Raw genomic sequence first — 23,120 nt, forward strand, 5'->3', positions numbered from 1 at the left:
CGCGGCGCTCCGGGGGGAGGCCGCGCTTCGAAGGGTGGGGCTAGAGGACGTCGGTGCGGCCCGAGAGGCGGAGGGCGTCGACGACGCCCTTGACCTTCTGGGCGTTCTCGGTGGTGGTGACGAGGAGGGCGTCGGGCGTGTCGACGACGACGATGTCCTTCACTCCGATGAGGGCGATGGTGCGGTTGCCGCCGCTGACGACGATGCCGGTCGCGGAATCGGCCAGGACGCGGGCGTCCTCACCGAGGATCGCGAGGTCGGAGCGCAGACCGCTCGCGTGCAGCTTGGCGATGGAGGCGAAGTCCCCGACGTCGTCCCAGGAGAAGTGACCGGGGATCACCGCGAGCTTGCCCTCGGCGGCGGCCGGCTCGGCGACGGAGTAGTCGATCGCGATCTTCTCCAGGCCCGGCCAGATGCGGTCGACGACCGCACCGCGCTCGGGGGTGTCCCAGGCCGCGGCGAGCTCGAGGAGCCCCGCGAGCAGCTTCGGCTTGGAGCGTCCCAGCTCCTCGAGGAGGCGATCGGCTCGGGCGATGAACATGCCGGCGTTCCAGAGGTACTGACCGCTGCTGACGTACTCGCGGGCGGTGTCGGCATCGGGCTTCTCGACGAAGGAGTCGACCGCGAGGGTGTGCGCGGCGCCGTCGATGCCGAGGTGGTCGCCGGTCCTGATGTAGCCGAAACCGACCGCCGGCTCCGTCGGGGTGATGCCGATCGTCGCGATGTAGCCCGCGTCGGCGGCGATGACCGCCTCCGCGACGGCGTCGTGGAAGAGGTGCTGACCGCTGATGACGTGATCGGCGGCGAACGAGCCGATGATCACTCCCGGCTCGCGGCGCTCGAGGATCGCGGCGGCCAGGCCGATCGCGGCGGAGGAGTCGCGCGGCTCGCTCTCGAGCACGACGTTGAGGTCGTCGAGGTGCTCGAGCTGGCGCTCGACGGCGGCGCGGTGCGCCCGACCGGTGACGACCATGATCCGGTCGGCGCCCGAGATCGGGGCCAGCCGGTCCCACGTGTCGCGCAGGAGGGTCTGGCCCGAGCCGGTGAGGTCGTGCAGGAACTTCGGGGCGTCGGCCCGGGAGAGCGGCCACAGCCTCGAGCCGATCCCACCTGCGGGGATCACGCTGTAGAAGCGGTCGAGCGGGGCGCGGCCATCGGTCTCAGGTGATGTCATGTCCGCAGGATACAAGGGCGCCCGGACGCGACCGTCCGTTCACCGGGCGGCGCTCCCCCGTTCACGCGGGCGCCGTAGCGTCCCGGGGTGTGAGAGTCGCGGTCGTCACCGAGAGCTTCCTGCCGTCGTTGAACGGCGTGACCACGAGCGTCCTGCGGGTCCTCGACGAGTTCGCCGCCCGCGGCATCGAGGCCCTGGTGGTCTGCCCCGCCGCGGGAGCACCGGCGCGCTACGCGGGGCACCGCGTGGTCGAGCACCCCGCCATCGCCTACCGCGACTTCCCGGTCGGCATCCCCACCCTCGCCCTCACGCGCGAGCTCGCGGACTTCGCGCCCGACGTCGTGCACGTCGCCTCGCCCTTCCTACTGGGGGCACGCGCCATCGCCTCGGCGAACCGCCTGGGCGTGCCGAGCGTCGCCGTCTACCAGACGGATGTCGCCCGCTTCGCCGCGCGGTACGGCATCCGGGGAGCGCGCGCGATCGCCTGGAAGGTCATCCGGCAGATCCACGCGGGTGCCGACCTGACTCTCGCCCCCTCCAGCAGCGCGCTCGACGATCTCTCCGCCGCGGGGATCGAGCGCACCGCGCTCTGGGGACGCGGCGTGCAGAGCGACCGCTTCCACCCGCGGATGCGCTCCTCCCCCTACGCCCACGAGGTGCGCGCGCCGCTCGCACCGGACGAGTCGCTCGTCGGCTACATCGGCCGGCTCTCCCCCGAGAAGAGAGTGGAGCGGCTCGCCTCGCTCGCCTCGCTCCCGGGCACGGCGCTGGTCGTCGGCGGCTACGGCCCCTCCTCCGCCCGGGTCGCCTCGGCCGTCGGGCCGCGCGCCCGGATGCTCGGCCGACTCGACGGCGAACGCCTGCCCGCCGTCTACGCCGCACTCGACGTCTTCGTGCACACGGGCACTGAGGAGACCTTCGGACAGACGGTCCAGGAGGCGCAGGCGTCCGGGACGGCGGTCGTCGCCCCGCACGCCGGCGGCCCGACGGACCTGATCGAGCACGGCGTCGACGGCCTCCTCTACGCACCCGAGAGCGACTCCGATCTGCGACGCCAGGTCGAGCGCCTCGTCCGCGACCCGGCCCTGCGCGCCCGGCTGGGCGAAGCAGGGCGGCGGCGCGTTCTGAACCGCACCTGGAGCGCGCTGACGGACGAGCTGCTGGGCCACTACGCGGCCGTCGGAGTGCCCGCGGTGGTGGAGCACCGCAGCTAAGGCTCGCCTTAGCCGCGCTCTCCCCGAACGGCGTTTAGAATCAGACCGCGAGAATCTCGTCGCTCCCCCGCCCCGTCCGCGTCCACGAGACGCGGAGCAGGTCAGGCCGTCGGAGTGCACAACCAGGGAGGGTTGTCCGTGTCAGTTCAAACTGCTCAGACCCTCGCACCCCGGAAGCAGGGGAAGATCCGCCGTCCGGCCGGAACCCTCTACCGCGGTCGCGAAGGCATGTGGTCGTGGGTGCTCCACCGCATCACCGGTGTCGCCATCTTCTTCTTCCTCCTCGTCCACGTCCTCGACACGGCCCTCATCGCCGTGAGCGCGGAGGCGTACGACGCGGTCATCGGGACCTACAAGAACCCGGTCATGGGCCTGGGCGAGACGGGGCTCGTGGGCGCCATCGCGTTCCACGCCCTGAACGGCCTGCGCATCATCCTGGTCGACTTCTGGAGCTGGGCGACCCGCAACCAGCGTCTGCTCTTCTGGGTGGTCATCGGCCTGTGGGTCGTGCTGATGCTCGGGTTCGCGCCGCGCCACCTCATGTTCGTCTTCGGAGAGGGAGGAGGGGAATGAGCACCGTCGCCGCCCCCCGCACGCCGCACACCCCGACCCGGTCCTCCGGGACCAACTGGGAGAAGTGGGGCTGGATCTACATGCGCGCCTCCGGCGTCGTGCTGATCGTCCTGATCTTCGGGCACCTGATCTACAACCTCCTCCTGGGCGACGGCATCAAGGCCATCGACTTCGGCTTCGTGGGCGGCAAGCTCGCGAACCCGTTCTGGCAGTGGTGGGACGTCCTGATGCTGTGGCTCGCGCTGATCCACGGCGGCAACGGCATGCGCACGCTGGTCAACGACTACGCGACCTCGCCCCTGCTGGCCCGCGCCTTCAAGGGCGGCATCCTCGTCGCCGTCGTCGCGCTGATCGCCCTCGGCACCTGGGTCGTCTTCGCGTTCGACCCGTGCCCGCCGAACACGGCGGCCGAGTTCCTCCCGTCGTTCTGCGGCGCGTGACGCACCGCCGCTGATGCGGGAGGAGGCGCTGCGGTCGACCGCGGCGCCTCCTCCCGGGTCCAGCACCCCTCCCCGTCCTCCTCACCCGCACAACGGAGCACCCACCCAGTGAGCACAGCAGGCCACGTACACACCGGCGGCGACCAGAGCGCCTTCACGAAGACCGTCGGACCCGACGGCGTCCACTACCACCAGTTCGACGTGGTGATCGTCGGCGCCGGCGGCGCCGGGATGCGGGCGGCGATCGAAGCCGGTCCGAAGGCGAAGACCGCCGTGATCTCGAAGCTCTACCCGACGCGCTCGCACACCGGCGCGGCGCAGGGCGGCATGGCCGCGGCCCTCGCCAACGTCGAGGAGGACAGCTGGGAGTGGCACACCTTCGACACCGTCAAGGGCGGCGACTACCTCGTCGACCAGGACGCGGCCGAGATCCTCGCGAAGGAGGCCATCGACGCGGTCATCGACCTCGAGAACATGGGCCTCCCCTTCAACCGCACCGAGGACGGCAAGATCGACCAGCGCCGCTTCGGGGGTCACACCCGCGACCACGGCAAGGCGCCCGTGCGCCGGGCCTGCTACGCGGCCGACCGCACCGGCCACATGATCCTGCAGACGCTGTTCCAGAACTGCGTCCGCCTCGGCATCAACTTCTACAACGAGTTCTACGTGCTCGACCTCGTCATGACGAAGGTCGACGGCGTGGACAAGCCGTCCGGAGTCGTGGCGTACGAGCTCGCGACCGGCGAGCTGCACGTGTTCCAGGCGAAGGCGATCATCTTCGCGACGGGCGGCTTCGGCAAGATCTACAAGACCACCTCGAACGCGCACACGCTGACCGGCGACGGAGTCGGCATCATCTGGCGCAAGGGCCTGCCCCTCGAGGACATGGAGTTCTTCCAGTTCCACCCCACCGGGCTCGCGGGCCTCGGCATCCTCCTCACCGAGGGAGCGCGAGGAGAGGGTGCGATCCTCCGCAACGCCTCGGGTGAGCGCTTCATGGAGCGCTACGCCCCGACCATCAAGGACCTCGCGCCCCGCGACATCGTCGCCCGCTGCATGGTCCAGGAGGTCGCGGAGGGACGCGGCGCGGGTCCGCACAAGGACTACGTGCTGCTGGACTGCACGCACCTCGGAGCCGAGGTCCTCGAGACCAAGCTCCCCGACATCACCGAGTTCGCGCGCACCTACCTCGGCGTCGACCCCGTCGTGGAGCCGGTGCCGGTCATGCCGACCGCGCACTACGCGATGGGCGGCATCCCCACGAACGTGAAGGCCGAGGTCCTCTCGGACAACACGACCGTCGTGCCGGGCCTGTACGCCGCCGGCGAGTGCGCCTGCGTCTCGGTGCACGGCTCCAACCGCCTCGGCACCAACTCGCTCCTCGACATCAACGTCTTCGGCAAGCGCAGCGGCAACAACGCGGCCGACTACGCCAAGACCGTCGACTTCACTCCCCTGCCCGCCGACCCGGCCGGAGCGATCCGCGACATGCTCGCCTCGCTCCGCGACGCCACCGGCACCGAGCGGATCGCCTCGATCCGCAAGGAGCTGCAGGACGAGATGGACAAGAACGCCCAGGTGTTCCGCACCGACGAGTCGCTCGAGCAGGTCACGGGCACGATCCAGCGCCTGCGCGACCGGTTCCGCAACATCTCGGTGCAGGACAAGGGCAAGCGCTTCAACACCGATCTCCTGGAGGCCGTCGAGCTCGGCTTCCTCCTCGACCTCGCCGAGGTCGTCGTGTTCTCGGCGCGCAACCGCAAGGAGAGCCGCGGCGGTCACATGCGCGACGACTTCCCCAAGCGCGACGACGACAACTACATGCAGCACACGATGGCGTACCTCTCCGGTGACGCCCACTCCTCCGACGCCGGTGACCACATCCGGCTCGACTGGAAGCCCGTCGTGATCACCCGGTACCAGCCGATGGAGAGGAAGTACTAGCCATGTCGACCGCTACCCTCGAGCAGCCCCCCGCGGCCCCCGCCGCCCCGGAGGCGTTCACCGTCACGTTCATCATCCGCCGCTTCGACCCCGAGGTGGACGCCGAGCCGCGCTGGCAGGACTTCGACGTCGAGATGTACTCGACCGACCGCGTCCTCGACGCCCTGCACCGCATCAAGTGGGACCAGGACGGGTCGCTGACCTTCCGCCGCTCCTGCGCGCACGGCATCTGCGGCTCGGACGCGATGCGCATCAACGGGCGCAACCGCCTGGCCTGCAAGACGCTGATCAAGGATCTCGACATCTCGCAGCCGATCTACATCGAGGCGATCAAGGGCCTGCCCCTCGAGAAGGACCTCGTCGTCGACATGGAGCCGTTCTTCGCGTCGTTCCGCGAGGTGCAGCCGTTCCTGATCGCCAACACCCCGGCGCCCAAGGGCAAGGAGCGCGTGCAGTCGGTCGCCGACCGCGCCCGCTTCGACGACACCACGAAGTGCATCCTCTGCGCCGCGTGCACCTCGTCGTGCCCGGTGTTCTGGACCGACGGCCAGTACTTCGGCCCGGCCGCGATCGTGAACGCGCACCGGTTCATCTTCGACTCGCGCGACGACGCGGGTGGAGCGCGCCTCGACATCCTCAACGACAAGGAGGGAGTGTGGCGCTGCCGCACGACCTTCAACTGCACCGAGGCGTGCCCGCGCGGGATCCAGATCACGCAGGCGATCGCCGAGGTCAAGCAGGCGGTCATCCGCGGCCGCGCCTGATCGCACCCCTCGAACGGCCCGTCGGATCCCTGATCCGGCGGGCCGTTCGTCGTTCCCGGGCCCCCTCCCCGCTCGGGTGACAACCGACGCGGGCGGCGGCCCTACCCTGGAGGCATGACGGAGGCCGCGAGAGAGACCCCGCGCGGCATCCCGGCGCTGATCGAGCGGGTCCTGCGCACGCGCCCGGCGCGGGTCCTCCTGCACTACTCCGAGACCGGCGGGCCGCTCTTCGCCTCGGGGCTGGCGTTCCAGGCGCTGTTCGCCGTCTTCGGCGCGCTGTTCGTGTTCTTCGCCGTGTTCGGATTCTGGGTCCGCGGGGACGCCGTTCTGCGCGACTCCCTCATCGGCATCGTGCAGCGCTCGATCCCCGGGCTGATCGGCGGCAAGGGCTCCCTCGTCTCCGTCGACACGCTGCTGGACCAGTCGATCCTGGGCTGGACCGGAGTCATCGCCGCCGCGGTCCTGCTCTGGACGGCCCTGAACTTCCTCGGCAGCCTGCGTCAGGCGGTCCGCATCCTCTTCGCCCTGCCCGGGCCGACGACGCTGTTCGTCCTCCTCAAGCTCAAGGACGCCGGTCTCGCACTCGTCTTCGGAGCGGTGCTGCTCGTCTCCGCGGCCCTCTCGGTGTTCTCGACGACGTTCGTCGACGTCGCGTTCGACTTCCTCGGCATCGGCAGCGACTCCGAGCTCGGGCGCATCACCGGTGGTGCGGTCGGCCTCCTGATCATGCTCGCCCTCGACACCGCCACGCTCGCCGGATCGTTCCGGATCCTGTCCGGCATCCCGATCCCGTGGAAGAACCTGTGGGTCGGCTCCCTCCTGGGCGGCATCGCCCTCGGCGCCCTGAAGATCCTCGGGACGCAGCTGCTCGGAGGCGCGTCGCGGAACCCGCTGCTCGCCTCCTTCGCCGTGCTCATCGGTCTGCTGATCTGGTTCAACCTCGTCTGCCAGGTGATCCTGATCGTCGCCTCGTGGATCTCGATCGGCATGAGCGACGCCGGCATCTCGGCGCGGAAGCTCACGCCCGAGGAGCGCGAGAAGGAGCAGGAGGAGCAGCTGCGCGCCGCGCGCCGCACTCTCGCCGAGGTGGAGCGGCAACGGCTCACGTCCGCCCTCGACGACGCCTCCCTGCTCAAGCGGCGTCGGATCGAGAAGAGCCTGGCGCGTCTCGACGAGGAGCTCGCCGAGCTCTCGGCCTGAGCCGGCTCCGCACCGACGAGGACCGGTCCTCCCGCACCTCGGACCAGGGGTACTGACCCACGCCTGTCGGACTTGTCTGTTTCTGTTGACTTCGCAGACAAACGGGTCTAAAAAGATGTAAACGCAGATCCGCTTCGCGGAACGCGAGCACCACTGGATCGAGACGACGGAGTCGACATGTACGCACCGGAGCGCCACCAGGCGATCCTGGACCGTGCCCGCACCGACGGGCGGGTCGAGGTCCGCGACCTCGCCCACTCCCTCGCGGTCACGCCGGAGACGATCCGCCGCGACCTCACGAGCCTCGAGCGCCGCGGCCTGCTGCGCCGGGCGCACGGCGGTGCCATCCCGGTCGAGCGCCTGGGAATCGAGCCCGAGGTCGCCGCCCGCGAGGGTCACCTCGCCGCCGAGAAGGACCGCATCGCCACCGCAGCCCTCGCCGAGGTGCCCGACGGCGGTTCCCTCGCCATCGACGCGGGCACCACCACGGTCCGCCTCGCGGAGCTGCTCCCCCTGGACCGCCGGCTGACGGTCGTCACCCACTCCCTCCCCGTCGCGATGGCGCTCGTCGGCCGGCCCAACATCGACCTGCACCTGCTCGGCGGTCACCTCCGCGGAGTCACGCAGGCCGCCGTCGGCCCGTGGGCCGCCCAGGCGATCGCGTCCGTCTCGGTCGATGTCGCCTTCATCGGCACCAACGGCATCAGCCGCGAGCGGGGCCTCACCACCCCCGACCTGGACGAGGCCGTGGTCAAGTCGGCGCTCATCGCCTCGGCCCGCCGCGTCGTCGTCCTCGCCGATCACTCCAAGTTCGGCCGGCAGGACTTCGGGCACGTGGCTCCGCTGTCCGCGATCGACACCGTCATCACGGACAGCGGCCTCGACGACGAGACCGTCGACGACGTCGAGTCCGCCGGCCCCGAGGTGGTCCGCGCATGATCGTCACCGTCACCGCCAATCCCAGCATCGACGTCACCCTGTCGACCAGCGGCTTCGCCGTCGGCGAGGTCAACCGGGCTCACGACGTGCGGCGCGACCCGGCCGGCAAGGGCGTCAACGTCGCCCGCGCCCTGGCCCGCAACGGAGTCGACGCCACCGCGGTGTACCCCGCGGACGCCTCGACCGGGCTCGACCTCTCGGCGATGCTCGAGGCCGCGGGCGTCCGGTCCGCGAGCGCCGCGATCGCGCAGCCGATCCGCACCAACATCACGGTCGTCGACGACGCCACCGGCCGCACGACCAAGATCAACGAGCCCGGCCCCGCGATCAGCCCGGCGGAGGCGAAGGCCCTCTCGGAGCTCATCTGCGACCACGTCGTGGCCGCGCCGCGCTGGCTCGTCGCCTGCGGCAGCGTCCCTCCGGGACTCGGCGACGACTTCTACGCGTCGCTCGGCCGGCTCGCCCTGCACTTCGGCGTCCCGCTCGCCGTCGACACCTCCGGAGCCCCGCTCACCGCGATCATCGCGGCCGGCACGGCGACGCTGGTGAAGCCCAACCTCGAGGAGCTCGAGGAGCTCCTCGGCCGCTCGCTCCCGACGGTCGGAGACGTCGTCGCCGGAGCACGCGAACTCCTCCGCCTCCCGGACGCGCGAGCGCTCGTGAGCCTCGGAGAGCACGGCGCCCTCCTCGTCACGGCCGATGCGTCGTGGTGGGCGGGCGCCCCCGCCGTCGTGCCCCTCAGCACCGTCGCGCCGGGGACAGCACCCTCGCGGGCTACCTCTCGGCCACCGACGCCACGGAGGCGGAGCGCCTCGCGACAGCAGTCGCGTGGGGCACCGCCGCCGTCCGGCTCCCGGGCAGTGAAGCCCCGGGGCCCGACTCCCTCCGGCTCGACGACGTCACCGTCGTGGAGTCCCCCGACCCCCACCTCCCGATTGGAGAACTGAGCGCATGACTGCACTCACCGAGGCCTCGACCGTCATCGTCGACCTGACCGCCGCCACCAAGGACGAGGCCACCGCGCAGCTGGCGAAGACGCTGGCCGACGCGGGCCGCGTCACCGACCTCGACGGGTTCCTCGCCGACGTCCGCGACCGCGAGGCGCAGATGGCGACCGGCATGCCCGGCGGCATCGGGATCCCCCACGCGCGCTCCTCGCACGTCGTCGCCCCCAGCGTCGCCGTGGGCATCGCGAAGCAGGGCGTCGACTTCGGCGCCCCCGACGGACCGGCCGACCTGATCTTCCTGATCGCCGCTCCCGACGGAGCCGACCAGGCCCACCTCAAGATCCTCGCTCAGCTCGCCCGCAAGCTGATCCACGAGTCCTTCACCGGATCCCTCCGCGCCGCGTCCAGCGGCCAGGAGGTCGCCGACATCATCGCCCGAGAGGTCGTCGTCTCATGAGGATCGTCGCCGTCACCAGCTGCATCGCCGGCATCGCGCACACCTACATGGCGGCCGAGGCCCTCGAGCAGGCGGCCAAGAAGAAGGGGTACGAGATCCAGGTCGAGACCCAGGGCGCCGCGGGCTCCGACCCCATGTCGGACCAGACGATCGCCGACGCCGACGTCGTGATCCTCGCCGCCGACCTCGAGGTCCGCGGCAAGGAGCGCTTCGCCGGCAAGCCGACCCTCGAGGTCGGCACCTCGGAGGCGCTCGCGAAGGCCGCGGAGGTCATCGACCGCGCGGTCGCGACCGCCCAGGCCGCGCCGCCCGCTCCCGCCGCGGCCTCCTCCGACGCCCCGCGGTTCGTCGCCGTCACGAGCTGCATCGCGGGCATCGCCCACACCTACATGGCCGCCGAGGCGCTCGAGCAGGCCGCGAAGAAGCGCGGCTACCCGATCCACGTCGAGACCCAGGGAGCCGCCGGCTCCGAGGAGATGACCGCGGGCGACATCGCCGCCGCCGACGTCGTCATCCTCGCCGCCGACCTCGAGGTCCGCGGGAAGGACCGCTTCGCCGGCAAGCCGATCCTGCAGGTCGCGTCGCCGAGGCGCTCGCCAAGCCGGACGAGGTGCTCGATCGGGCACTGGCCCTGCGCAGCGCGAAGCCCGCCGACGCCCCTGCCCGCGCTCAGGCCGCCGCCGCTCCCGCCGCCGCCCCGAAGAAGGTCGGCGTCGGCACGCGCATCCGTCAGAACCTGATGACCGGCGTCTCGTACATGATCCCGTTCGTCGCGGCCGGTGGTCTGCTGATCGCCCTGTCGTTCCTGTTCGGCGGATACCAGATCGTCAGCTTCACTCCGCAGCAGATCATCGACAACGGCTTCAACCCGGTGAACATCACCGACTGGGCCGGAGTCATGTTCCTGATCGGAGGAGCGACCTTCGCGTTCCTCGTGCCGGTGCTCTCAGGCTTCATCGCCTTCGGCATCGCGGACCGCCCGGGCATCGCGCCGGGCTTCCTGGGCGGCGCGGTCGCCGTGACCGTCGGCGCGGGCTTCCTCGGCGGCCTCGCCTCCGGCTTCATCGCCGGATACGCGGCGCTGTACATCTCGCGGATCAAGCTGCCCGCGGCCTTCAAGTCGCTGATGCCCGTCGTGATCATCCCCCTGATCGCCACCTTCATCACCGGCTTCCTGATGTTCGTCGTCCTCGGAGCTCCGCTCCGCGCGCTGAGCGAGGGACTGTCGTCCTGGCTCTCGGGCCTCACCGGCGGCAACCTGATCGTGCTGGGGATCATCCTCGGCCTGATGATGGCGTTCGACATGGGCGGCCCGGTCAACAAGGTGGCCTACGCCTTCGCGACCACCGGTCTCGCCTCCGTCCCCGCCGACGGCGACCCGAACTCGGTGCAGTTCAAGGTGATGGCGATCGTGATGGCCGCCGGCATGACGCCGCCGCTGGGTCTCGCCCTCGCCACGACGCTCCGCAAGCGCCTCTTCACCGACGCCGAGCGCCAGAACGGCAAGGCCGCCTACCTGCTCGGCGCGTCCTTCATCTCGGAGGGGGCCATCCCGTTCGCCGCGGTCGACCCGCTGCGCGTGATCCCGTCCGCGATGATCGGCTCGGCCATCACCGGCGCGCTCGTCGCGCTGTTCGGCTCGACCCTGCGCGCCCCCCACGGCGGAGTCTGGGTCACCGGCCTCGTCGGACAGCCGATCCTCTACCTCGTCGCGATCCTCGTCGGAATGGTCGTCACCGCGATCGCCGTCATCATCGCCAAGAGCATCAAGCGCGCCCCCGTGGTCGCCGAGGTGCCCGAGCCCGTCACGGCCCGCCCCGTCGCCGCGGTCTGATCCGCAGCGACCCCCGAACGACCGTCCTGAGCGGTCCCACCGACGGCCCGCGCCTGCGCCGCCTTCTTCTTCTCCGAGGGAAGGTGGCGCAGGACGCGGGCTGTTCTTGTTTCCGCGGCGGTCCCTGCCCGCCGCGGCGCGGTCGGCTTTCGCACGGGGTGCGTTCTCGAGAGCGGGGCGCGGACGACTACGACGAATCGCTGGCACGCGATTCGCCGGTTCGGCTGTGCTCATCTCCGCCGGCGGTCCCGCCCGCCGCGGCGCGGGTGGCTTCGCGACGGGGCGCGTTCCCAGGAGCGGGTTGCGAGCGGCTACGTCGAATCGCTGGCACGCGATTCGTCGGTTCGCCTCGAACGCGGCCAGCGGTCCCCGCGCACCGCGGCGCCGGTGGCCTTGCGACGGAGCATGTCCTTTCGGGCGGGTCGCTGCCCTGCGGACGACCCGGCCCGGCACGAGTCGGGGCAGAACCTGAGCAGGGACAGGTGCTCAACCACCATCGTGGCTGAGCAGCCCTCCTGGCAGACGTTCTGCGGCGATCCAGCCCGTCCGACTCATCGCGTACGCCCGCACGGTGGGAAGGGACGCGGTGCCCTCGGGAGGGGCGTGTCGGCGGCCGAGAATAGACTGCTGCGGTGACCAAGAAGCTCCTCCGCATCGCCTCCGTCAACGTCAACGGCGTGCGCGCCGCCTTCCGCAAGGGCATGGGCGAGTGGCTCGCCGCACGCGACGTCGACATCCTCGCCCTGCAGGAGGTGCGCGCCTCCACCGACGACCTCACCGGGCTGCTCGGCGACGAGTGGGACGTGCTGCACGACGAGGCGACCGCGAAGGGCCGCGCCGGAGTGGCGCTCGCGTCCCGCGACCGCGCCACGATCCACCGGGTCGCCCTGGGCGCCGACGACTTCGACTCGGCCGGGCGCTGGCTCGAGGCCGACTACGAGGTCGGCGACCGCACGATCACCGTGGTCTCGACCTACGTCCATTCCGGCGGCGTCGGCACCCCGAAGCAGGACGAGAAGGTCAAGTTCCTCGACGCGATGACCGAGCGGCTCCCGCAGCTGCAGGCGCACAACCCGCTCGCCGTCGTGATGGGCGACCTGAACGTCGGCCACCGCACCCTCGACATCAAGAACTGGAAGGGCAACGTGAAGAAGGCCGGCTTCCTCCCCGAGGAGCGCGCCTACTTCGACCGCTTCCTCGGCGCCGAGGGCGAGGACGGCTACAACGCCGGAGCCGGCCTGGGCTGGATCGACCTCGGCCGCCGCTTCGCGGGCGAGGTCCCCGGGCCCTACACCTGGTGGTCGCAGCGCGGCCAGGCCTTCGACACGGACACCGGCTGGCGCATCGACTACCAGCTCGCCACCCCCGAGCTCGCCGCGCTCGCCCGCAGCTACGAGATCGACCGCGCCGACAGCTGGGACACCCGCTGGTCCGACCACGCCCCCGTCGTCGTCGACTACGAGCTCTGACCCTCCACCACTCCCCCGCGCGATCACCGCGCGACCGCACCGCAACTGAGGCCTCACCATGACCCCCACCGCTCCGGGCGCGAAGCCCGTCATCTTCTCGGGCATGCAGCCCTCCTCGGGCTCGCTGCACCTCGGCAACTACATCGGCGCGCTCACGCAGTGGGTCGCCATGCAGGAGGACTTCGACGCCTACTTCTGCGTCGTCGACCTCCACGCGATCACCGTCCCGCAGGATCCGGCCGAGCTGCGCGAGCGCACGCGCGCGACCGCTGCGCAGTACATCGCCGCGGGCATCGACCCCGAGCGCTCGACCCTGTTCATCCAGTCGCACGTGCCGGCGCACGCCGAGCTGGCGTGGATCCTGAACACCGTGACCGGCTTCGGCGAGGCGAGCCGCATGACCCAGTTCAAGGACAAGTCGGCGAAGCAGGGCACCGAGGCGGCGTCGGTCGGCCTCTTCACCTACCCGATCCTGATGGCGGCCGACATCCTGCTCTACCAGACCGCCGCCGTTCCCGTCGGCGAGGACCAGCGGCAGCACCTCGAGCTCACCCGCGATCTCGCGGGCCGCTTCAACACGCGCTTCGGCGAGACCTTCGCGATCCCGGAGCCGCACATCGCCCGCGAGACGGCGAAGATCTACGACCTGCAGAACCCCGGCGCCAAGATGTCGAAGTCGGCGGAGTCGGACGCGGGCCTGCTGAGCGTGCTCGACGAGCCGAAGGCGACCGCGAAGAAGATCATGCGCGCCGTCACCGATACCGAGTCGGAGGTGCGGTTCGACCGCGCCGCCAAGCCCGGCGTCTCGAACCTGCTCACCATCTACTCCGTCCTGGCCCACCGCACGGTCGAGTCGCTGGAGCAGGAGTACGCGGGCCGCGGCTACGGCGACCTGAAGAAGGGCCTCGTCGAGGTCGTCGCCGCGACGTTCGACCCGATCCGCGCGCGGACGGCCGAGCTGCTGGCCGACCCGGCGGAGCTCGATCGGGTGCTGTCCCGCGCGGCCGACCGCGCCTCCGAGACGGCCGAGAGGACGCTCGCGACCGTCTACGACCGCATCGGCTTCCTCCGCCGAACCCGGTGAACCGTGCTGCGGCTCGCGCTCTTCGACCTCGACGACACGCTCTTCCAGCACGCCCGGGCGGTGCGCGAGGGGATCGTCGCGCACGCCGCGGTGCTCGGGAGCGCCTACGCGGGTGAGCCGGCCGACGTCCAGCGGCGCTGGTACGAGCTCGAGGAGGAGCGCTACCACCGCTACCTCGCGGGCGAGCTCGACTACGAGGGGCAGCGGCGCGCCCGTGCGACGGCCTTCGCGGCCGACGCGGGCGTCGAGCTGTCGCCGGAGGAGGCGAGCGACTGGTTCGCCGCCTACCTCGAGCAGTACGTGGCGGCGTGGACACTGCACGACGACGCCCTGCCCGCACTGGACCGACTCGACGCGGCGGGCGTCCGGATCGGCGTGATCACGAACGGCGATCTCGAGTTCCAGACGCGCAAGATGGACGCCATCGCGCTGTCGGAGCGCGTCGAGCACCTCATCGCATCGGGCGAGGTCGGCGTGACCAAGCCGGAGGCGCGGATCTTCCAGGTCGCCTGCGAACGGTTCGGAGTGGCTCCGTCGGACGCCGCGTACGTCGGCGATCGCCTGGGCACCGACGCGATCGGCGCGGCCCGGGCGGGCCTCCGCGGCGTCTGGCTCGACCGGGTGGGCGGACCGGAGCACGGACGCGAGCTGCCGGAGGACGCGGTCGACCTGGGCGTGCGGCGGATCGGATCCCTCGACGAGCTGCCGGCGCTGCTCGGGCTCTGAGCCGGGGCGGCCCGCGAGGCGACCCGGCGAGGCGGGGTCTCGATACGCCGCTGCGCGCTACTCGACCAGCAGAAGCATCGCAGGCGGGCGCGTCTCGATACGCCGCTGCCCGGCTGCTCGACCAGCAGGGTGCGGCTGAGCCGTCGGGGAACGGTGAAGCGCCCCGGCGCGACCCGAAGGCCGCGCCGAGGCGCTTCACCGATCCTGACGCCGGCGTTCTCGATCGCCGCGCCCCGCGAGGCGAACCGGCGGAACGCGTGCGAGCGTTCCCACGTAGCCGGACGCAGGACGCTCTCCGCACCGCGACCGCCTGCGAGAGCCGACCGCGCCGCAGCGGGCGAGGACCGCTGCGGAGGGAGTTACGACACGTCCTCGTCGACCCAGTCGAAGGTCTTCGTGACGGCCTTCTTCCAGAGGCGGTACTGGCGGGCGGCCTCGTCCTGGTCCATGGAGGGGGTCCAGCGCGAGTCCTCCTGCCAGTTCTGGCGGAGGTCGTCGAGGTTCTCCCAGAAGCCGACCGCGAGACCCGCGGCGTACGCGGCTCCGAGCGCGGTGGTCTCGGCGACGACAGGGCGGACGACCGGGACGCCGAGGATGTCGGCCTGGAACTGCATGAGCAGGTTGTTGGCGATCATGCCGCCGTCGACCTTGAGCTCCTGAAGCGGCACACCGGAGTCGGCGTTGACGGCGTCCAGCACCTCGCGGGTCTGGAACGCGGTCGCCTCGAGCGCGGCGCGGGCGATGTGGCCCTTGTTCACGTAGCGGGTGAGTCCGACGAGCGCACCGCGGGCGTCCGAGCGCCAGTAGGGCGCGAAGAGTCCCGAGAACGCCGGCACGAAGTACGCGCCGCCGTTGTCCTCGACGGTCGCGGCGAGAGCCTCGACCTCCGGCGCCGAGCCGATGAGGCCCAGGTTGTCGCGCAGCCACTGGATCAGCGAGCCGGAGACCGCGATCGAGCCCTCGAGTGCGTAGTGCACCTCGCCGTCGCCGAGCTTGTAGCCGATGGTGGTGAGGAGGCCGTTCTTGGAGTGGACGATCTCGGTGCCGGTGTTGAAGATCAGGAAGTTGCCGGTGCCGTAGGTGTTCTTCGCTTCGCCCGGGTCGAACGCCGCCTGGCCGAAGGTCGCGGCCTGCTGGTCGCCGAGGATGCCCGCGATCGGGACCTCGCGCAGCAGCGACGAGGACTCGACGTGGCCGTACACCTCGGAGGAGGAGCAGACCTCGGGGAGCATCGACTTCGGGACGCCGAACGCCTCGAGGATGTCGTCGCGCCACTCGAGGGTCTCGAGGTCGAGGAAGAGCGTGCGCGACGCGTTGGTGACGTCGGTCTTGTGGACGCCGCCGTCGATCCCGCCGGTGAGGTTCCAGAGGACCCAGGTGTCGGTCGTGCCGAAGATCAGGTCGCCCGCCTCGGCCTTCTCGCGCGCACCCTCGACGTTCTCGAGGATCCACACGATCTTGGTGCCCGAGAAGTACGTCGCGAGCGGGAGGCCCACGATCGACTTGAAGCGGTCCGCGCCCTCGTCGCCCGCGAGGCGGTCGACGATCGACTGCGTGCGGGTGTCCTGCCACACGATCGCGTTGTAGACCGGCTTGCCGGTGGTCTTGTCCCAGACCACGGCGGTCTCGCGCTGGTTGGTGATGCCGACCGAGGCGATGTCGTGGCGGGTCAGGTCGGCGCGCGAGAGCGCCTGGCCGATGACCTCGCGGACGTTGTTCCAGATCTCGATCGGGTCGTGCTCGACCCAGCCCGCGCGGGGGAAGATCTGCTCGTGCTCCTTCTGGCCGGTGGAGACGATCGAGCCCTTCTTGTCGAAGATGATCGCGCGGGACGACGTCGTCCCCTGGTCGATAGCAATGACGTAGTCAGCCATAAGTGATTACTCCTTCGTAACGGGGATGGGTGGAGCGCGGATCAGAGGATGGGGAGCAGCGCGGTGGACGCGAGCCCCGCGAGGACGCCGCCGACGATCGGGCCGGCGATCGGCACCCAGGAGTAGGACCAGTCGCTGGAGCCCTTGCCCTTGATCGGCAGGAGGGCGTGTGCGATGCGGGGGCCGAGGTCACGAGCGGGGTTGATGGCATAGCCGGTCGGGCCGCCGAGGGAGGCGCCGATCGCGATCACGAGGATGGCCACGGGAAGAGCGCCGAGCGCGGCGAGTCCGCCGCCGTCACCGTTGCGGCCGAAGCCGATGACGACGAAGACGAGCACGAAGGTGCCGATGACCTCGGTGACGAAGTTCCAGCCGTAGGAGCGGATCGCCGGGCCGGTCGAGAAGACGCCGAGCTTGTTGGCCGGGTCGGGCTCCTCGTCGAAGTGCTGCTTGTACGCCAGCCAGCAGAAGACGGCGCCGAGGATCGCACCGAGCAGCTGCGCGGCGATGTAGGTCAGGATCGACACGATGTTGACCGGGACGCCGGAGCCGAACTCGTCAGCGCCGCTCGCGACGAGTCCGAGCGTGACCGCGGGGTTGAGGTGCGCGCCCGAGTTGTACGAGACGATCACACCGGAGAAGACCGCGAAGCCCCATCCGATGTTGACCATCAGGAATCCGCCGTTGAAACCCTTGTTCTTCACCAGCGCGACGTTGGCGACGACGCCGCAGCCCAGGAGGACGAGCAACGCCGTCCCCACCAGCTCCGCTAGGAACACCACTCCGAGATTGTCCACGATGACCTTTTCCTCCGATATGAGCGGACGCGCAGGCGTCCGGCGCGGGCATCGATGCCCGACAGGTGTGAAGTTATCCGCGCCCCGACACCCCGACAAGGAGCGACGCGTGCACGTTCGTGCGTATCAGCGACGAACGTCCCGGCTCGAGGGGTTCCTCGACCGGGACGTCCGTCGTTCTGCGCCTGTCCTTGCGATCAGCTCGCGGGGACGGCCGTCGGCGCCTGCACGGAGGTGCCTCCGACATCGACGCCGTTGTACTTCTTCAGGTGCGAGATGGTCGCGTCGACCTCCTCGGCGCGCTTCGCGTCGTCCCAGCCCAGGACGGCTCCGGTGTGCTCGGCCAGCTCCTCGAGGAGCTCGCGGCTGAGTCCGCCGGTGAAGGCGTGGTTGGTGCGGCGCATGACCAGGTCGATCAGGTGCACGACGCTCTCGCGCTGCGCCAGGTAGCGGATCTCACCGGTGGTGAAGTCCTTGTCGAAGTCGAGCGCCTCGTCGTGGCCGTCGGCCAGGGCCTCGATGACCTCCTCCGCCCGGGTGCCGTAGCGCTCGAGCAGCTGGCCGGTGCGGGCCGACGAGAGTCCGGAGCGGTGCTGGCTGATCCACTGCGCGCGGGACGCGTCGGTGCGGGGGAAGCCCTTGCCGCCTCCGATGGCCGTCTTCACGGTCGAGACCCGGCGCGTCACTCCGATCTTCGCGAACACCTCGTTCGAGAGGTGCTCCGAGAGGGCGCGGAACGTCGTCCACTTGCCGCCGACGAGGCTGAGGACCGGGGTCTTCCCGCCGGGCAGCGTCGAGGGCTCGATGCGGTAGTCGCGGGAGACGAAGCCGGGGGCCTCGTCGTCGTGACGGGGCAGCGGGCGGATGCCGGAGAACTTGAAGACGATCTGCTCGCGGGTGACCGGGATGGAGGGGAACACGTGGTTCACGAGGTCGAAGAAGTAGTCGATCTCCTCCTCCGTGCACACCGACGGCTCGTTCGGGTCGGCCTCGATGTCGGTGGTGCCGACCATCACGCGGCCCTTGAGCGGGTAGATGAGGACGATGCGGCCGTCGCTGTGCTCGAAGAACATCTCGCGACCCTCGCAGGCCTCGACCAGCTCGGGGTTGTCGAGCACGATGTGCGAGCCCTTGGTGCCGCCCATGAACTTCGTGGTGGTGCCCAGCGCGGTGTTGGTGAAGTCGGTCCAGGGGCCGGAGACGTTGACGACGACGTCGGCCTGGAAGGCGAACTCCTCGCCGGTCTCGCGGTCGCGCAGCAGCACGCCGCCCTCGGAGGTGCCGACGGCCTCGACGTAGTTCGCAGCACGGGCCTTCGCTCCGCCGACGAGCCCGTCGCGGAGGACGTCGAGCGCCAGGCGCTCGGGCTCATGCACGGACGCGTCGAAGTAGGTGGCGGTGTACTTGATCTTCGGGTCGAGCTTCGGCAGCTCGTTCAGCGACCGCTTGCGCCCGTGGAACTGGTGGCGCGGAACGACGCCTCCGTCGCGCGAGAAGAAGTCGTACAGAGTGAGGCCGACCTTGATCAGCAGCGCACCGCGCTCCTGCGGCTTGCCCGACTTGTGCGTCAGGAACCGCAGCGGGGCCGCGAGGATGCCCGAGAAGGTGGAGTAGATGGGGATGGTGGTCTGCAGCGGCTTCACGTAGTGCGGCGCGATCTTCAGCAGGCCGTTGCGCTCGTGCACGCCCTCGTTGACGAGCCGGAACTCGCCGTTCTCGAGGTAGCGGATGCCGCCGTGGATCATGTGGCTCGAGGCGCTGGAGGCGCCCGAGACGTAGTCGCCGCGCTCGACGAGCGCGACGTCGACCCCGTTGAGCGCGAGCTCGCGGAAGGTTCCGATGCCGTTGATGCCACCGCCGATCACGAGGACGGTCGCTCGGGGGGTGTCCCGCAGGGCGGCGACGCTCTCGCGGATCGCAGGGGTTCCGGGAGTTCCGACAGACTGTGCCACTTCGTACTCGCCTTCGTGTCGTGTGTGATTCGTCCAGTGGTTCTTCGACCAGCCTCCGCATCAGTCTCGGCACCCGAGGTGGACGATTGATTTCGCGAAGGAATACAGCCATCCTTGACCCGGGAACACATCCGGTCAAGACGGGTGGAAATACGTGCAAGGAGCATCAGTGACCCCTGTCCGACCGGTCGTCGAACTCGACGAGACGACGCACGCGACCCACCCCGACAAGACGCGGGACGCGCTCCGCGCCGCCCAGCTCTACTACATGCAGGACCTGACGATGGACGCCATCGCGCACGAGCTGCACACGTCGCGCTCCTCGGTCTCGCGGCTGCTCTCGCACGCCCGCGCGACGGGACTGGTCGACATCCAGATCCGGTCCCCGCTCGACCGCGCCAGCGCGCTCTCCGCCGAGGTGCGCGCGCACTTCGACATCACCGCGCACATCGTGCCGGTGCCCGACCACACCAGCGAGATCGACCGGCTCGAGCGGGTGGCGCTGTCCGCGGCGCGGATCCTCGGCCAGTTCATCGACTCCAACATGATCGTCGGCATCGCGTGGGGCTCGACGATGAGCGCGATCAGCCGCCACCTCATCGCCAAGGAGACGCACAACACGCAGATCGTGCAGCTGAACGGCGCGGGCAACACCGAGACGACGGGCATCAACTACTCCAGCGAGATCCTCCGCCGCTTCGGAGACGCGTACGCCGCGAAGGTGCAGCAGTTCCCGGTGCAGGCGTTCTTCGACGACCCGCTGACCAAGCAGGCGGTCTGGCGCGAGCGGTCGACGAAGCGGGTGCTCGAGCTGCAGCAGCGGATGGACGTGGCGCTCTTCGGCCTCGGCTCGCCGTTCGCGGCGGTGCCGTCGAAGGTCTACATCGGTGGCTACCTCGAGCCGGACGACTTCACATCGCTGAGCGCATCGGGAGTCGTCGGCGACGTCGCGACGGTCTTCTACCGGGCCGACGGGACCTGGGACGACATCCCCATGAACGAACGTGCAAGCGGTCCGGACCTCTCCACGGTGCGCCGCGCCGCGCGCCGGATCTGCGTGGTCTCGGGGGCGTCGAAGCTCCCCGGGCTCCGCGGTGCACTGGCGGCCGGGCTGATCACGGATCTGATCCTCGACGAGGGCACGGCGCGCGCGCTGATCGCGGACTGACGCGACTCCCGCGAGAGGCCACTCGAGTCCACTCCTGTCGGCGTGCCGCGTACCGGAGTGGCATCTCGCGGCGGGTTTCAGCGGGTGAGGGCACGGCGGACCCGCTCGACGGTCGCGGCGGGATCCTCGAGGACTCCGGACGCCCGGATCCGGAGAGGGCGGAACCCGAGAGCCTCGATCGCCTCGCTGCGCGCGATGTCGCGCTCGTACTGCCGCTCATCCGTCCGGTGATGGTCGCCGTCGTACTCGACGACGACCCAGTGGTCCCGATACAGGAGGTCGATCCTCGCGACGAAGTTCCCCTCGCCGTCGAAGAGCTCGACGTTCAGCTCCGGTTCCGGAGATCCGGCGCGGACGAGGAGCAGCCGGAGCAGGGTCTCCATCGGCGACTCCGACCCCTCCCGCACCCAGCCGATCGCCTCCCGCGCGCGCCGGCCGCCCCGACCCCGGTACGCGGCGACCCGACCCGCGAGAAGAGCGAGATCCACGCGGAGTCCCCGCCGCCCGCTCTTCTCGTCCGGTCGGATGAGGGCGTCGCCGAGAACGACGAGATCATCGACGGATCGGGAGGCGCTGAGGCGGCAGAAGGTCGAGGCCGGATCGGCGACCGGGTACCCCGTATCGACGATCGACACGGCCTCGTCCCGCAGAGGGTGCGCGACCACGCCGGCGCACCGCACCGCCCGCATCGGCGGCGCCACCGACACGTGCAGCGGAGTGACCTCCGTCGGCGTCCGACCGGGTAGTCCGAGCAGGTGCGCGGCCGTGTCGTGCGAGAAGAACTCCCCCGGTCGCAGGACCGTCCAGAAGGCCGCGATCCGCTCTCCGCAGGTCAGCGGCTCGACTGCCGCGCGGGCTCCGCGGAACACGACGGCGGGATACTCGGCGGCCAGGCGCCGCCTCGAGACACCGTCCCGCGAGGCGATCACACGGTGCGGCCCGTCGTTCACGTTGACAGGGTGCCCGCCCGTGCGATCGTCCCGCTCCCGTTGTCCACAGGCCTGCCGCGAGAGGCCACTCCGGTACGCGACACGCCGTGACGGGCGTACCCGAGTGGCGTCTCGCGGGAGGGAGGTCAGGACTCGCGGGCGTGGGAGTCGAGGAACTCGTAGACCTCGGCGTCGTCGATGCCGGGGAACGTGCCGGAGGGCAGCGGTGCGAGCACGTGGGCGTGCAGGCGCGCGCTCGGCCAGGCGTTGCCGTCCCAGCGGGCGGCGAGATCCGCCGGTGCGCGGCGGCAGCACGACTCGTCCGGGCAGCGGGACTGCTCGCGGCGGTCCGTGTCGCGGCCGCGGAAGAAGCGCGCCTCGGCGAACGGCACGCCGACCGTGATCGAGAACTCCTCCGTCGCCGTCGTGCCCGTTTGCGACGCCGACCAGAACGTGCCGGCCGGGGTGTCGACGTACTGGTAGTACTCCGTCGTGCGGTTGGTGCGGCTGAACGCCGAGCGGGCCGACCAGTAGCGGCACACCACCTGCCCCTCCACCGCGCCCGTCACATCGGTCGGCAGGGGCAGGTCGTCGTTCTCGTACGCCTTCTGGATCGACCCGTCGCCCAGGACGCGGAGGAAGTGCATCCGGATGTCGAGGTGCGAGGTCAGCAGGTTGGTGAAGCGCAGAGCGGCCGCCTCGTGGGTGACTCCGAAGCCGTCGCGGAAGTCCTCGACCGAGATGTCCCGGCCGCGCTTCGCCTCCTGCAGGAACGCGACCGCCGGCTCGAGCGGCATGAGGCAGGCGGCGGCGAAGTAGTTGATCTCGAGGCGCTGGCGGAGGAAGTCGGCGTAGGTCACCGGGCGCTCGTGCCCCAGCAGCCGGTGCGCCATGGCCTGCAGCGCGAGCGCGCGCAGCCCGTGGCCTCCGGGGATCGAGGCGGGAGGGAGGTAGATCCGGCCGTTGGCCAGGTCGATCACCGACCGGGCGGAGTGGGGCAGATCGCCGACGTGGATGATCTCGAAGCCGAGGTGCCGCGCCATGCGCGAGACCGAGCTGTGGGTCAGCGCCCCTCCGCGGTGCCCGACGGTGCGCAGCATCTCGCCGGCGATCGTCTCGATCTCGGGCAGGTAGGCGTTGCTGTCGCGCAGCTGCAGCCGCTGCGCCGTGTTGGCCCGCCGCGCCTCCTCCGGTGTGGCGCTCGCCTCGTTCCTGCGTCGCGCCAGCTCGCGGTACACGCCGAGGAACGCCTGGAGGACGGGGGTCGTGAGGCCCTTGTTGACCTTGAACTCAGGGAGCCCCAGCGAGCGGTAGAGCGAGCCCTTCTGCACGCGCGCGAGCTCGATCTCGAGCGCGGCGCGCTCGCTCGGCGGCTCGTCGGAGAGCAGGGCGGCGAGCTCGACTCCGAGCGCCGACGCCAGGCCCTGCATCAGCGAGAGCCGCGGTTCCCGGCGGCCCGTCTCGACGAGCGACAGCTGACTCCCCGAGACGCCCACGCGCTCGGCGAGCTGACCCAGGGTGAGACCCCGGCGGGTGCGGAAGTGGCGGATGCGCTGCCCGAGCAGCGCGGCGTCGGTCCCGGTGGGGGCCGCGGAGGGGTCTGTCACGTCGAGCTCCTGCGATCGGTTGTGACGT

The 23,120-nt window shown here is 70.6% G+C and carries 21 protein-coding genes; 15 read left to right on the forward strand and 6 right to left on the reverse strand.

Annotation, left to right across the window (positions count from 1 at the left end):
* Positions 1–40: 40 nt before the first annotated feature.
* Positions 41–1,174, reverse strand: a complete 1,134-nt coding sequence (locus B0T42_RS14160; RefSeq protein ID WP_077223689.1) for a mannose-1-phosphate guanylyltransferase — start codon at positions 1,172–1,174, stop codon at positions 41–43.
* 89 nt (positions 1,175–1,263) lie between these two features.
* On the opposite strand from B0T42_RS14160, the gene B0T42_RS14165 reads away from it, so the two are divergent.
* The 14 genes from B0T42_RS14165 to B0T42_RS14230 all read left to right on the forward strand — a co-directional run bounded on the left by B0T42_RS14165 (position 1,264) and on the right by B0T42_RS14230 (position 14,765).
* The gene (locus B0T42_RS14165; RefSeq protein ID WP_077223690.1) at positions 1,264–2,388 is read left to right on the forward strand and encodes a glycosyltransferase family 4 protein; all 1,125 of its coding nucleotides are present in this window, start codon (positions 1,264–1,266) and stop codon (positions 2,386–2,388) included.
* A gap of 138 nt (positions 2,389–2,526) precedes the next feature.
* Positions 2,527–2,961 carry a succinate dehydrogenase, cytochrome b556 subunit gene (gene sdhC / locus B0T42_RS14170; protein ID WP_077223691.1) on the forward strand — a complete coding sequence of 145 codons (435 nt, stop codon included), beginning with the start codon at positions 2,527–2,529 and terminating at the stop codon, positions 2,959–2,961.
* Positions 2,958–3,401, forward strand: a complete 444-nt coding sequence (locus tag B0T42_RS14175) for a succinate dehydrogenase hydrophobic membrane anchor subunit (protein WP_077223692.1) — start codon at positions 2,958–2,960, stop codon at positions 3,399–3,401. Before sdhC ends, B0T42_RS14175 begins: the two co-directional genes overlap by 4 nt.
* Before the next feature lie 201 nt (positions 3,402–3,602).
* Positions 3,603–5,345 carry a succinate dehydrogenase flavoprotein subunit gene (gene sdhA, locus B0T42_RS14180; RefSeq protein WP_230673091.1) on the forward strand — a complete coding sequence of 581 codons (1,743 nt, stop codon included), beginning with the start codon at positions 3,603–3,605 and terminating at the stop codon, positions 5,343–5,345.
* A 2-nt stretch (positions 5,346–5,347) separates the two neighbouring features.
* Positions 5,348–6,109, forward strand: coding sequence for a succinate dehydrogenase iron-sulfur subunit (locus tag B0T42_RS14185; RefSeq protein WP_055787993.1), 762 nt, complete (start codon positions 5,348–5,350; stop codon positions 6,107–6,109).
* A gap of 114 nt (positions 6,110–6,223) precedes the next feature.
* Positions 6,224–7,309, forward strand: coding sequence for a YihY/virulence factor BrkB family protein (locus B0T42_RS14190; protein ID WP_077223694.1), 1,086 nt, complete (start codon positions 6,224–6,226; stop codon positions 7,307–7,309).
* Positions 7,310–7,486: 177 nt separating this feature from the next.
* On the forward strand, positions 7,487–8,248 hold the full coding sequence (locus B0T42_RS14195) for a DeoR/GlpR family DNA-binding transcription regulator (protein ID WP_077223695.1): 762 nt from the start codon (positions 7,487–7,489) through the stop codon (positions 8,246–8,248).
* Entirely contained in the window at positions 8,245–9,195 is a 951-nt protein-coding gene (locus tag B0T42_RS14200) for a 1-phosphofructokinase family hexose kinase (protein ID WP_236720300.1), read from the forward strand. Before B0T42_RS14195 ends, B0T42_RS14200 begins: the two co-directional genes overlap by 4 nt.
* A 4-nt stretch (positions 9,196–9,199) precedes the next feature.
* Positions 9,200–9,652: a PTS sugar transporter subunit IIA gene (locus tag B0T42_RS19645; protein WP_055787979.1), complete on the forward strand. Its 453-nt coding sequence runs from the start codon at positions 9,200–9,202 to the stop codon at positions 9,650–9,652.
* On the forward strand, positions 9,649–10,392 hold the full coding sequence (locus tag B0T42_RS21480; RefSeq protein WP_077223696.1) for a PTS fructose-like transporter subunit IIB: 744 nt from the start codon (positions 9,649–9,651) through the stop codon (positions 10,390–10,392). The genes B0T42_RS19645 and B0T42_RS21480 overlap by 4 nt, the downstream gene beginning before the upstream one ends.
* A gap of 17 nt (positions 10,393–10,409) precedes the next feature.
* Positions 10,410–11,486, forward strand: coding sequence for a PTS fructose transporter subunit IIC (locus B0T42_RS20505; protein WP_236720301.1), 1,077 nt, complete (start codon positions 10,410–10,412; stop codon positions 11,484–11,486).
* Between the two features lie 632 nt (positions 11,487–12,118).
* A complete protein-coding gene (locus tag B0T42_RS14220) occupies positions 12,119–12,955 on the forward strand; it encodes an exodeoxyribonuclease III (protein WP_077223697.1) in 837 nt (278 codons plus the stop codon).
* Positions 12,956–13,013: 58 nt separating this feature from the next.
* Positions 13,014–14,039, forward strand: a complete 1,026-nt coding sequence (gene trpS / locus B0T42_RS14225) for a tryptophan--tRNA ligase (RefSeq protein ID WP_077223698.1) — start codon at positions 13,014–13,016, stop codon at positions 14,037–14,039.
* A 3-nt stretch (positions 14,040–14,042) separates the two neighbouring features.
* Positions 14,043–14,765, forward strand: coding sequence for an HAD family hydrolase (locus B0T42_RS14230; RefSeq protein ID WP_077223699.1), 723 nt, complete (start codon positions 14,043–14,045; stop codon positions 14,763–14,765).
* Between the two features lie 359 nt (positions 14,766–15,124).
* On the opposite strand, the gene glpK is transcribed toward B0T42_RS14230, so the two are convergent.
* From glpK to B0T42_RS14245, 3 genes are all read right to left on the reverse strand, one after another.
* Positions 15,125–16,639, reverse strand: coding sequence for a glycerol kinase GlpK (glpK, locus tag B0T42_RS14235; RefSeq protein ID WP_055787968.1), 1,515 nt, complete (start codon positions 16,637–16,639; stop codon positions 15,125–15,127).
* Between the two features lie 41 nt (positions 16,640–16,680).
* Positions 16,681–17,436, reverse strand: a complete 756-nt coding sequence (locus B0T42_RS14240; RefSeq protein WP_077223700.1) for an MIP/aquaporin family protein — start codon at positions 17,434–17,436, stop codon at positions 16,681–16,683.
* A gap of 197 nt (positions 17,437–17,633) precedes the next feature.
* Positions 17,634–19,388, reverse strand: a complete 1,755-nt coding sequence (locus B0T42_RS14245; protein WP_173892335.1) for a glycerol-3-phosphate dehydrogenase/oxidase — start codon at positions 19,386–19,388, stop codon at positions 17,634–17,636.
* A 268-nt stretch (positions 19,389–19,656) separates the two neighbouring features.
* On the opposite strand from B0T42_RS14245, the gene B0T42_RS14250 reads away from it, so the two are divergent.
* Positions 19,657–20,556: a sugar-binding transcriptional regulator gene (locus B0T42_RS14250; protein ID WP_077223710.1), complete on the forward strand. Its 900-nt coding sequence runs from the start codon at positions 19,657–19,659 to the stop codon at positions 20,554–20,556.
* A 77-nt stretch (positions 20,557–20,633) separates the two neighbouring features.
* Here the strand turns inward: B0T42_RS14250 and B0T42_RS14255 are convergent, their stop codons facing one another.
* A complete protein-coding gene (locus tag B0T42_RS14255) occupies positions 20,634–21,506 on the reverse strand; it encodes an endonuclease domain-containing protein (RefSeq protein WP_077223701.1) in 873 nt (290 codons plus the stop codon).
* Positions 21,507–21,631: 125 nt separating this feature from the next.
* Positions 21,632–23,092 carry a helix-turn-helix domain-containing protein gene (locus B0T42_RS14260; RefSeq protein WP_077223702.1) on the reverse strand — a complete coding sequence of 487 codons (1,461 nt, stop codon included), beginning with the start codon at positions 23,090–23,092 and terminating at the stop codon, positions 21,632–21,634.
* Positions 23,093–23,120: the final 28 nt, after the last annotated feature.

It is taken from the genome of Rathayibacter rhapontici (assembly GCF_001995175.1).
Taxonomy (GTDB): Bacteria; Actinomycetota; Actinomycetes; order Actinomycetales; family Microbacteriaceae; genus Rathayibacter.

Excerpts from the sequence above, each read along its gene's own strand:
- B0T42_RS14160 (WP_077223689.1), bottom strand. The coding sequence starts at position 1,174 with ATGACATCACCTGAGACCGATGGCCGCGCCCCGCTCGACCGCTTCTAC.
- B0T42_RS14175 (WP_077223692.1), top strand. The coding sequence starts at position 2,958 with ATGAGCACCGTCGCCGCCCCCCGCACGCCGCACACCCCGACCCGGTCC.
- B0T42_RS14185 (WP_055787993.1), top strand. The coding sequence starts at position 5,348 with ATGTCGACCGCTACCCTCGAGCAGCCCCCCGCGGCCCCCGCCGCCCCG.
- B0T42_RS14190 (WP_077223694.1), top strand. The coding sequence starts at position 6,224 with ATGACGGAGGCCGCGAGAGAGACCCCGCGCGGCATCCCGGCGCTGATC.
- B0T42_RS14195 (WP_077223695.1), top strand. The coding sequence starts at position 7,487 with ATGTACGCACCGGAGCGCCACCAGGCGATCCTGGACCGTGCCCGCACC.
- B0T42_RS14200 (WP_236720300.1), top strand. The coding sequence starts at position 8,245 with ATGATCGTCACCGTCACCGCCAATCCCAGCATCGACGTCACCCTGTCG.
- B0T42_RS19645 (WP_055787979.1), top strand. The coding sequence starts at position 9,200 with ATGACTGCACTCACCGAGGCCTCGACCGTCATCGTCGACCTGACCGCC.
- B0T42_RS21480 (WP_077223696.1), top strand. The coding sequence starts at position 9,649 with ATGAGGATCGTCGCCGTCACCAGCTGCATCGCCGGCATCGCGCACACC.
- B0T42_RS20505 (WP_236720301.1), top strand. The coding sequence starts at position 10,410 with ATGATCCCGTTCGTCGCGGCCGGTGGTCTGCTGATCGCCCTGTCGTTC.
- trpS (WP_077223698.1), top strand. The coding sequence starts at position 13,014 with ATGACCCCCACCGCTCCGGGCGCGAAGCCCGTCATCTTCTCGGGCATG.
- glpK (WP_055787968.1), bottom strand. The coding sequence starts at position 16,639 with ATGGCTGACTACGTCATTGCTATCGACCAGGGGACGACGTCGTCCCGC.
- B0T42_RS14250 (WP_077223710.1), top strand. The coding sequence starts at position 19,657 with ATGCAGGACCTGACGATGGACGCCATCGCGCACGAGCTGCACACGTCG.